Annotated in this window: 10 protein-coding genes and 1 pseudogene; 3 read left to right on the top strand and 8 right to left on the bottom strand. The window is 41.7% G+C overall.

What is annotated here, in order from left to right:
* Positions 1 to 161 precede the first annotated feature (161 nt).
* The 5 genes and pseudogenes from ACFSUO_RS15900 to ACFSUO_RS15920 all read right to left on the bottom strand — a co-directional run bounded on the left by ACFSUO_RS15900 (position 162) and on the right by ACFSUO_RS15920 (position 3,368).
* Positions 162 to 392, bottom strand: a complete 231-nt coding sequence (locus ACFSUO_RS15900) for a hypothetical protein (RefSeq protein WP_382395890.1) — start codon at positions 390 to 392, stop codon at positions 162 to 164.
* A 156-nt stretch (positions 393 to 548) separates the two neighbouring features.
* Positions 549 to 920, bottom strand: coding sequence for a hypothetical protein (locus tag ACFSUO_RS15905; protein WP_382395892.1), 372 nt, complete (start codon positions 918 to 920; stop codon positions 549 to 551).
* A 182-nt stretch (positions 921 to 1,102) separates the two neighbouring features.
* Positions 1,103 to 1,342: pseudogene (locus ACFSUO_RS15910) on the bottom strand (insertion element protein); the annotation flags it as partial.
* A complete protein-coding gene (locus ACFSUO_RS15915) occupies positions 1,342 to 2,655 on the bottom strand; it encodes a histidine kinase dimerization/phospho-acceptor domain-containing protein (RefSeq protein ID WP_382395894.1) in 1,314 nt (437 codons plus the stop codon). The pseudogene ACFSUO_RS15910 and the gene ACFSUO_RS15915, both read right to left, overlap by 1 nt.
* A 44-nt stretch (positions 2,656 to 2,699) precedes the next feature.
* Positions 2,700 to 3,368, bottom strand: a complete 669-nt coding sequence (locus tag ACFSUO_RS15920; protein ID WP_382395896.1) for a response regulator transcription factor — start codon at positions 3,366 to 3,368, stop codon at positions 2,700 to 2,702.
* Positions 3,369 to 3,517: 149 nt separating this feature from the next.
* On the opposite strand from ACFSUO_RS15920, the gene ACFSUO_RS15925 reads away from it, so the two are divergent.
* The gene (locus tag ACFSUO_RS15925) at positions 3,518 to 4,558 is read left to right on the top strand and encodes a C45 family autoproteolytic acyltransferase/hydolase (protein WP_382395898.1); all 1,041 of its coding nucleotides are present in this window, start codon (positions 3,518 to 3,520) and stop codon (positions 4,556 to 4,558) included.
* 195 nt (positions 4,559 to 4,753) lie between these two features.
* On the opposite strand, the gene ACFSUO_RS15930 is transcribed toward ACFSUO_RS15925, so the two are convergent.
* A complete protein-coding gene (locus tag ACFSUO_RS15930; RefSeq protein ID WP_382395900.1) occupies positions 4,754 to 5,677 on the bottom strand; it encodes a nucleoside hydrolase in 924 nt (307 codons plus the stop codon).
* 435 nt (positions 5,678 to 6,112) lie between these two features.
* Between ACFSUO_RS15930 and ACFSUO_RS15935 the strand changes: the two genes are divergently transcribed.
* Positions 6,113 to 6,841 carry a Fic family protein gene (locus tag ACFSUO_RS15935; protein WP_382395902.1) on the top strand — a complete coding sequence of 243 codons (729 nt, stop codon included), beginning with the start codon at positions 6,113 to 6,115 and terminating at the stop codon, positions 6,839 to 6,841.
* 339 nt (positions 6,842 to 7,180) lie between these two features.
* Positions 7,181 to 7,993: a hypothetical protein gene (locus ACFSUO_RS15940; protein WP_382395904.1), complete on the top strand. Its 813-nt coding sequence runs from the start codon at positions 7,181 to 7,183 to the stop codon at positions 7,991 to 7,993.
* A gap of 192 nt (positions 7,994 to 8,185) precedes the next feature.
* Here the strand turns inward: ACFSUO_RS15940 and ACFSUO_RS15945 are convergent, their stop codons facing one another.
* Positions 8,186 to 8,536, bottom strand: coding sequence for a hypothetical protein (locus ACFSUO_RS15945; protein WP_382395906.1), 351 nt, complete (start codon positions 8,534 to 8,536; stop codon positions 8,186 to 8,188).
* A gap of 45 nt (positions 8,537 to 8,581) precedes the next feature.
* The gene (locus tag ACFSUO_RS15950) at positions 8,582 to 9,004 is read right to left on the bottom strand and encodes a DUF6036 family nucleotidyltransferase (protein ID WP_382395908.1); all 423 of its coding nucleotides are present in this window, start codon (positions 9,002 to 9,004) and stop codon (positions 8,582 to 8,584) included.
* Between the last annotated feature and the right edge of the window lie 405 nt (positions 9,005 to 9,409).

The raw sequence follows: 9,409 nt of genomic DNA on the forward strand, positions 1-9,409 counted from the left end.
TATTTTACGTAACATTTTCATTACCGCCCTTATTCAACAATAACCCCTTATACATGGAACAGGCACTAAGTCTTATTCCGGAATGGCGCCCGATTGCTTAAATATGGACTATCACAAAAATGAATTATTTACCCTTAGCCTATCTCCATTGCATCCATCATTTACGCATAAACAGAAAAAGACCACACGATTAATAACATACTTACTAATCCCCACACAGTGGCTCCTACAATCCACCAAACAACAGGTTTAGTTGATGTCTGTTTGCCCTCCATAACGTCCTTGTTTTCTATTGCTAAAGCAACTCTTTCCTCCATGCTTTTTTTCATTGACATAAGGACAAAAAATCCTACTAGGATAAAACCAACCGTTATCCAAAGTAACAAATTCATTTTAACACCCGATTTCTTATAGGTTACTTTCTACCCCAGTTATTCTAAATTATGTTGTAATTGAAACCTAGTCTTTTATTCCGCTAAATGGCCCTACAATGGTAAATTGGCAATGTCTTATATTCCAGAAGTGCGCCCAATTGTTGTTTTCCCAAATCACATTTCTCCTATTCCATAGGCAAGAACACTAAACAAAAAACTTATTATTGTTAAACCTCCAACTGGAATAGAAAAATTTTTGTTATTTTTGAACTCAATGATAGCTGTGGTTGCCCCTCCTAGACACAGCACTAACCATACAGGTATAAACAATGCATCGGCAACGTTTACTGGTAGTAAAGTGTAACCGCTAGTTAGAAAAAACACCCATTGAAAAATCAATAGTCCTACTACTACATAAGAAATTTTAAAAGGGCGTTTTCCCTTTTCACTTTTTCTAATAGCTACAATTGCAGGTACAATAAACATTGAAAGTACAATGACACCTACAATCACTAAAAATATTAATGAAATTGTAATGATTAACACTTCCTTTCATACGCTATCTTTTAAACAATCTGGCCCGATTATCGAACACAGGTTAATGCTACTCTTCAATTAATCGTTTCGCTAATAAGACTATATCCCTTTTCAAATCATAAATTTATTTTAACATAAAAATTCAGAATGTATTGTGAAATCCAGAAACAATTACGATTTAAAAACTGGTACTACCTTAGAAATATGATGTCATTCCAATCATATTTCTTGTTGGGTAAGTTTTTTCCATCAGCTGATTTATAGGGTTCACAAAAATTGTAAAAGGTCCTCAGTATAGTTAAAGCATATTGGGCGTATTTTGGGTTTGGGTTAAAATTTACGTAAATATAACTTTTGCCATCACTTCTGGCAGATACAAGGGGTCTTTCGAGAATTGATAATCTCCGTCTGCTTTGTTCCATAAATGCACTTACGTATCAACCGTCTCCCCTTGGGGCTTCTGCTTCATTCTTTTAATTCGGACGACCGTCCCGTGTTCACCCGATTCCATATTCCAGTCCAGCCCCATTTGCCTAACCATCATATCGACAATAGACAACCCAATGCCAACACCTTTTTCACCTGCGTTACCATAAATGCCCGGTCCGTGGTCGGTAATGACAATGACATCATAGCCGCTGGCAGACTCTGTTGTCACACCGATGTACCGGCCTTCTTTGGCATAGCGGATGACGTTCTGCAATACGTTGTCCAGGATCCTGTCCATCCATAACGGATCAACCAGCCATTCATTCTGTTCAAATGGCCCCAAATTGACATCGATATCAAAGCTTTCCTGCTCAAAAAGCGGATACCAAGCGGCCAGGGAAGTTCGGACATGACGGAGAATATCCGTTTTTTGAGGCTGATATTTCATTTTGCTTGCCGTTAAAAGAGTGTAGGACATAAGGTTTTCCATCAATCTGTCAATATGATCAATAGAGCCTTCCAGCCTGTGAAAAGCTTGATAAACGTCATTGGACAAGCCCTCATTAGAGATAGTATCTATCTGCGCCCGCATCTTCGTTAAAGGCGTTCGCAAGTCGTGTGACAGATTAGCAATCAGCTCACGCCGAAGCTGTTCTTCCTCCTGTTCCCGCTGATGGCTTTCCCGCAGTTCATGAACCATATTGTTGAAGGCCGTTTCAAGCTGGCCAATTTCGTCATCCTTTTTTACATGAATCGAAACCGGCAGATTGTCAACGTCCCGTACAGCCATCGCTTTCTGCAAATACAGCAGTCGTTTTCGGATACGTCTGAAAAAGAAAAGGGACACAATGATAAACAAAATAATCAGTACCAGAGATGTGATGGATAATATCTTAGTCTTGTCACTGCTCGCATTTTCCATAATCATCCTGGGAATCTGAAAAACGATAAATCCCTGATTATGCTCTTGTCCAAGAAATGCTACGACCGTATATGGATTGCCGTCATATCGTTCCTTAATAAACTCCGCTGTATAGACCGGATCCCACTCTGCCGGTAAATCTTGCGTAACATTAAGCTCGGCAGACAGATGACCGTTATCATTCACCCAAAACATAGAGGCTTCCGGATAAGCCTGCTTCCATTCCTTGAATAGTTGCATGACAGTGTCTTCTGTACCATTTTTAATCCCACCAGCATCTTGATGCCACTTATCTTCAATCCCGGCGTAGCCCCGTTCCACATCTTCCACACTTGCATTGAGCCAGATAAAACCCGATATTAGCAGGCTGATCTGAACAACGAAAAGCGCCATTAGGATTATTAGAAGATATTTTGCCTGCAATGATTTGAAAAATCTCATTTTCTCACCCTGTACCCGATGCCACGAATCGTTTCAATAATTGCTGGCTGGGCCGGATCCTTTTCGATTTTTTCCCGCAAGTGGCGAATATGGACCATCAATGTCTTGTCACCATCAATATAAGACTCCCCCCAGACACCTTCATACAGCTGCTCTTTCGTTAGAATCTGATTCAGGTGACGAAGGAAGTAGCTGAAGATCTGGTATTGCTTCCCGGTCAGTTGAATCTCTTTTTTTGTTTCATTATTTATAATTTGCAGATCCCGAGTATTGACTGTTAAGTGCTGCAGAAGCAGATCCTCATCCTGCTTGTTAAATCGCCTCAGCAGTACCTCAATCCGTGCTGTCAGCTCCTCGGGATGGAAAGGCTTTGTGACATAATCATCGGCAAACTGGAGCCCCTCAATCTTATCTTCTATTGCCGTTCGGGCAGAAAGCATTAATACCGGCAGATCCTTTCTGGCCTCTTTGATGCGTTTTCCAATCGAAAAACCATCCAGACCTGGCAGCATCACATCAAGAATAATAACATCCGCTTCCATTATGTAACGATCCGCTTCTTCCCCGGATATTAGCCATGTAACGTCGTAACCGTTCGCCTTCAGAATTCCTGTGACCCATTGTCCAATATCCATCTCGTCCTCTATGTATATAATCCGAGCCAAGTGTATCCTTCCTTTACTATATGACTTCATATTATAGCAGTCTGTTATTTTTATTTTAAGTCAAATTTTATTTTTTGAGGAGCCATTAATTTTCTTTTTTTTGAAAGTTGTCATAGAATAGAAGTAATGTTATAAAAAGGATGATCTGCATGACGAAGGTACATAGTGAAATCACCCAATTCCGCGGCACCCATTATGATTTCGGCTATGCACAGGGGCTCTCGCTTCGTGATTCAGCCGTGCTGCGCAATCGGCAGGACAGCTGGCGCATTCGGAAACCCCGATTTCAAACCGATGAACAGGACGCCAAAAGGGCATTTATGCAATTTGCCCCGGGTATCTGGGATGAACTGACCGGTATGCGTGATGCGCTTGGTGTGCCGATGACGGAAGTACTCCGCGATTTCGGCCATTACCGAGTAAACGCAAAACCAAGCGGCTGTTCCATTTTGACAGGGACTGACTTTATGGTGCGTAATTACGATTATCAGCCGCAGACGTATGACGGTCGTTACAGCTTCTTTCAGCCAACGGATCGGGGGTATGCCATTGCCGGCCCCGCTTCCCGTGTCACCGGCCGCATGGATGGCATGAACGAACATGGACTTACCATGGGGTATAACTTCATGCAGCGGCTCAAACCCGGTGACGGCTTTGTCTGTCACATGATTGGGCGAATGATTCTGGAAACATGCGCCACCGTCGATGATGCCATTCAGCTGCTGAAGGAACTTCCTCACCGCGGTTCGTTCAGCTATGTTGTGTTGGATCGACATGAAGAAACATACGTCATTGAAGCATCGCCACGATCAGTCGAAGCACGAAAATCCAATGCATGCACGAATCACTTTGAACTGCTCACCCATGAAAACCGCCACCATCTCGATGACTCGCGCCGGAGGTTAAACTTAATTCAGCAGGAAAACAGCACGTCCATTGACGCACATGCTGCATTCCGGCTGTTGAATGATACGGACAAAGGGGTATTTTCCGATTTGTACAAAAGCTGGGCAGGCACGATTCATACTACCGCCTACTTTCCAAAAGAACGGAAAGCCTGGTTTGCATTAGGCGGCAATCAGGAACCAGTTGTATTTGACTTTGCCAACTGGCTGCAAGGGGAGGATATGCAAACGGAATCGGTTCATGGGGAGCTGGATACCCAGCTGGGGATCGCCAATACGGACTAGTTCTATAACAATAATCGAAAATCAGCTTAGAAAAAGTGACATGATTCAGGAAAAATTTCTTTGAATTCATGCCACTTTTTCGCGTTTGGCTACGATTATAATTAAAAGAGGTATAGTTGGCAGCTTCCACTGTTTTCTGCCATTTAAGTCACTAATTCTTGAAATCTGCTTGACAGTTTTGCTGCTTTTACGACCTTAGTGTATTAGTGCATCGGTAAACAGTTGCCAGAATTGCTGTGTGTTGAGCTGCTGGGCGAATTGGGCGTTTGGTTTTTGGTCTGTTCTGCTATCTGCGTCGATAACAGTCATGCCATAAGTGAATTCGCCTTTTGTTTCCACGTCAACCCGCACATTCTCCAGCTGGAACATGGTCGGATCAATCAGATATGCAATCGGACACGGATCATGAAGAGCAGCGCCGGCAAATTTCCCTTTGTAAGCACCGGAATAAAAATGAAGCATATCCGTTACGGCCGTTGCTGCAGGCGTGTTTATCGCTGCCAATTGCTTCATTCGCTCGTCCGTAGCTAGCGCCTGATGGGTTACATCAAGTCCAAACATGGTGATTGGCGTGCCGCTTTCGAACACTGCTTTTGCAGCCTCGGCATCCGCATAGATATTGAATTCTGCAGCTGGCGTCCGATTGCCGTATGTACCGCCGCCCATCACTGCAATTTCCTTGATGCGGGAAATTATCCGCGGTTCCTTTCTCATAGCCAGCGCGATATTCGTCAATGGACCTATCGCTGCAATGCTGATATCACCATCTGATGCCATGATCTTATCAATGAGGACATCAACAGCGTGGGCGTCGACAGTTTGTTTGACCGGCTGTTCTGGAAGGGATGTGCCGTCAAGACCGCTTTTGCCATGCACATGAGCCGCTTCTAATTTCTCCCTAACCAATGGCCGGTCAGCCCCTTTGGCAACTAACGTGTCGTCAAGACCAGCAAGTTCGCATACACGAAGCGCATTGATCGTGTTCTTGTCAACACCAACATTACCTGCAACGGTCGTAATCGCCTCTATGCTAAGGTCGCTCACATCGGAAGCCGCTAATAGAATAGCCATAGCATCATCATGGCCCGGATCACAATCAATAATCACTTTTTTATTCATCCTGTCACCTCTCGCTCGTAGTGGTTTAACGTCACTCTAATTCCCGTCAGGCGGGGCTATGTACACCCGTAAGTGGAATCAGTGCTCTAGTGCTATCATAGCAGAATTTGCAATCATCATATACCTTTTACTTGTAATTAGGTTCTACTAATCCTTGCCCATTGTACTCTTCAGCACTACGGTTGCTCTAAGGTAACATAGCCAAAAGCTATTATCTTGCTTTTTATCGCCATATAAGTCACAACGTGATATAGTAACACCTTGACATATTGAAACGTGACATGGTAAATGCGTGAGGAAAATAAAACAGGATAAATTGTTTAAATTGGAGAAGATGCGTTTAAGGAGTACTTCTTCTTGCTGTTTTGATTAGTGGGTGAAATGGAGATTCTATATGGTACAAAATACCTTCTTAACCCTGCGAGGTGAAATATAATGTTTAAACAAATTAATCAAAAAAAGGATCACCTTGATGCAAAGCGACCCTTGCCAACATATACATTAAGCAGTCTTCGGGAAAAATTACTGCTTGAATGGACCTATAACTCAAATGCCATCGAAGGAAATACGTTGACGATAAACGAAACAAAAGTTGTACTTGAAGGCATTACAGTCGGCGGGAAAACGATGCGTGAACATCTGGAGGTTATTAATCATCGTGACGCTATTACCTATGTAGAAGAAATTGTGAAAAAAAACGAACCTTTATCGGAATGGCAGATTAAAAATTTACATCGTTTGGTACTTAAAGAAATCAATGATGATTATGCAGGCGCTTATCGCGATCAGCAAGTGTTTATCTCAGGTGCCGAACTTACGCCAGCACCCCCATTTCTTATTAAGGAACAAATGGAACAGCTCATGAACTGGTATGAACAGGAAACGAAAAGGTTGCATCCGATTACTCGTGGTGCCATGTTACATGCTATTTTTGTCGGGATCCATCCTTTTATCGATGGGAATGGCCGTGTATCACGCTTATTACTAAATTTGGAACTCATGAAAGATGGCTTTCCACCAATTGTCATCAAAGTCGAAAATCGATTAGATTATTACGAGGCATTGGATAAAGCACATACCCAAAAGGACTATGATGATTTTATTCAGTTAGTCGCAAAGGAAGCAGAGGATTCTTTAGACCTGTATTTAAAGGCGGTGGACTGAAAAAGTTTTGCCGGGTAAAAAGGGAGCTGAGGCTTTGGAAGATGTTATGATTGATATATTAGGAAAACTCGGCATTTGCGCAAATGCCGAGTTTTGCTTATAAGTTCTTCCATAATGTATGCTTTCTGACGTTAGAACAAATGAAAAAGAAAATTTTTACTTTAGACGAATCAAGTACGAAAAGTTTATTATCATTAATTTACGCCAATCTGCATATGGATGTTACATATGATCTATGTCTAAACCAATTAATAACGTTGTTTCATAGTGTCCCTTCGCATGAGGGCTTAAGTAAATAGTTTATCCACATCGCTATAATAGAAAGAGAGGAAGTCTTACATGATAGCTGAAATGTACCAGCGGAGAATGAAAGGTACGGTTGTGGCAGCAGTGGCCGTACTTGCTATTATTGCGGTATGGCTTCTTTTTAACTGGCCACACTCCGGGAAGGATTGGCTAGAGGCATCGGTATTGCTTTTACCATTAGGTTTTATAATTGCAGTCGGTTTTACGAGCCGGCATAAGTATCATCAGGTCAAGGACATACATGTACCGGAAGCAGTAGTAACTATAACGGAATTAGATCATCTAGTGATAAAAAAAGATGTGGGCTTTTTCCCGCAGCTGCTTCTGTTTCAGAAAAACGGAACTTTTATCGGCAAGGTTAAACCGGTTCGTGCTCCTTTCTGGCTGTATCCGCTCGACCTGATTCTCAAGGAGCTAACTTTATTGATCTTTCCAGTGACATATGGTTTTTACACAACCGAGAACCAAAAGCTGTTTACCTTCAGACGAAAAGGACTTCTGAATACAACAGTGATGATTTATGCTGAGGATGGAAAGACACTGGGTGTTTATGAACAGACCGATTTAAAAAGTCTCCTGACGATTAAGGGCACCCTTTATGACCCATCAGGTGAGAAACTGCTCCCGGTGAATGTAAAAGGGTTTTCCGGGGATTTCAGATTAAAAGATGAAGATGGCAAGCAATGGGCGCATTTTTTCAATGGGTATTTCCCACATGAATACACTAATCTGTTCCGGGATATCGATAATGATATCGTGGACTTGGCAAAAAATCTTGCGGAGAAGGAAAAACAGCTGCTGATTGCATTGGTTTCCTTTTTATTTGTTCAGAAAAGACAGCGCTAGATTAAAGAGGGCAAAACGCTTGGATTTCGTATTCAAGCGTTTAAGTTATTTAAAGAAATTTTAAGGGCCTTTGTTAAAAATCAGCTCAATGTTTCTCCGCTCCTTGGAAAAGAAGAACAAGTGGGTTTCTTTTTCGAGGACGTCGCGAACTTAGCCTGCCGTCCTTTTTATCCTCGTTATTGAACACGCCTTCTAATGTTTTATTAAACTCACTTGCTTCCGATGCTTTTGCTTATCAGCAACGTATTTTCTCGCTTCGGCAGAAAGATGGGTGTTCATTTTTAAATCCAGAGCGACAGCATGAAGCAACTTTGTAACATCCGATACCCGTTCCCAATCTTCCTTTTGAAGCAGATGAGCAACCAATCTGCCTGCCATATTTTTATCGAAGAAAAGATCTACATATCCGGTTCTTTTTGCAACATCAACTGATAATCTTGCCGTCTTATAGCGATAGCTTGTTCCACCGTATTCATGGTAGTTAGCCTCTTTTTGCAATTCTTCCAGAAAATCTCTATATGACACTGTTTCACTCTGTCTCATAAGCAAAATGGCCTCCTATCCAAAATGGTTCCATTGTATATTAAATTATATACGCTTTTCACTAAAAATGTGAAATAATTGGTGCACATTTAAATCCGGATTTTCTGGATAGGTATGGTACCCACGATACTCCTCAACCATTCTCAGTAATTTTCCCTTGTCACAATTATCAAGTATTGTCGTCTCTTTCAAGTCTATTAAATCCTTTTCCCTGGTTGAAAATATCTTTGCACAAGCAAGCATTTCAATCTCCGGTACATAAACACGGATATTTGAAAACCCCGCGTCCAATTCAAACCGATGCTCCTCAATCCTAAAGTCTTCGGAAGGAGGTACCTCCATTACTCCACCAACTACATGTATATTTAAGTCCTTCAGCAATGACATAAACAGTTGTTCATTATCTGAGGTGAGAACTTCTACATCAATATCCCTTGTTGCACGAAATAACTGATTTTGTGCTGTCATAAATAAAAGTACCCCTGAACCACCTTGCTTTTAAGAACAATGGAAGAAAATATAGCCAAGCCCAGACTAGCAAATACGAAGTGACCAATGACGATAATGATTCCAAGAAACATATCGCTACCAATCAATCCAACACCCCCGGTCCTCTAGCAATAAACGTTGACTCTGTTATCCATCCCGCTTTGCTAAAGACGATGCAAAAAACAAAGCAATACCAAGACATAAAAAAGATAAGGACGGAAACTGCTCTTTAAAGACAAAACTTCCATCGAATGTTGCAACGAACAGAGAAACACCTATCACGAAAAAAACACTTCCGAGGGTAAGGTTTATTTTTCCAGTAGCGTTGCATTAAAAAATAATAGCTAAGTCAAACAATTGATTTTAAGGTCTGAAATTACTGAA

The sequence above is a fragment of the Lentibacillus juripiscarius genome (assembly GCF_042685205.1).
Taxonomy (GTDB): Bacteria; Bacillota; Bacilli; order Bacillales; family Amphibacillaceae; genus Lentibacillus; species Lentibacillus juripiscarius.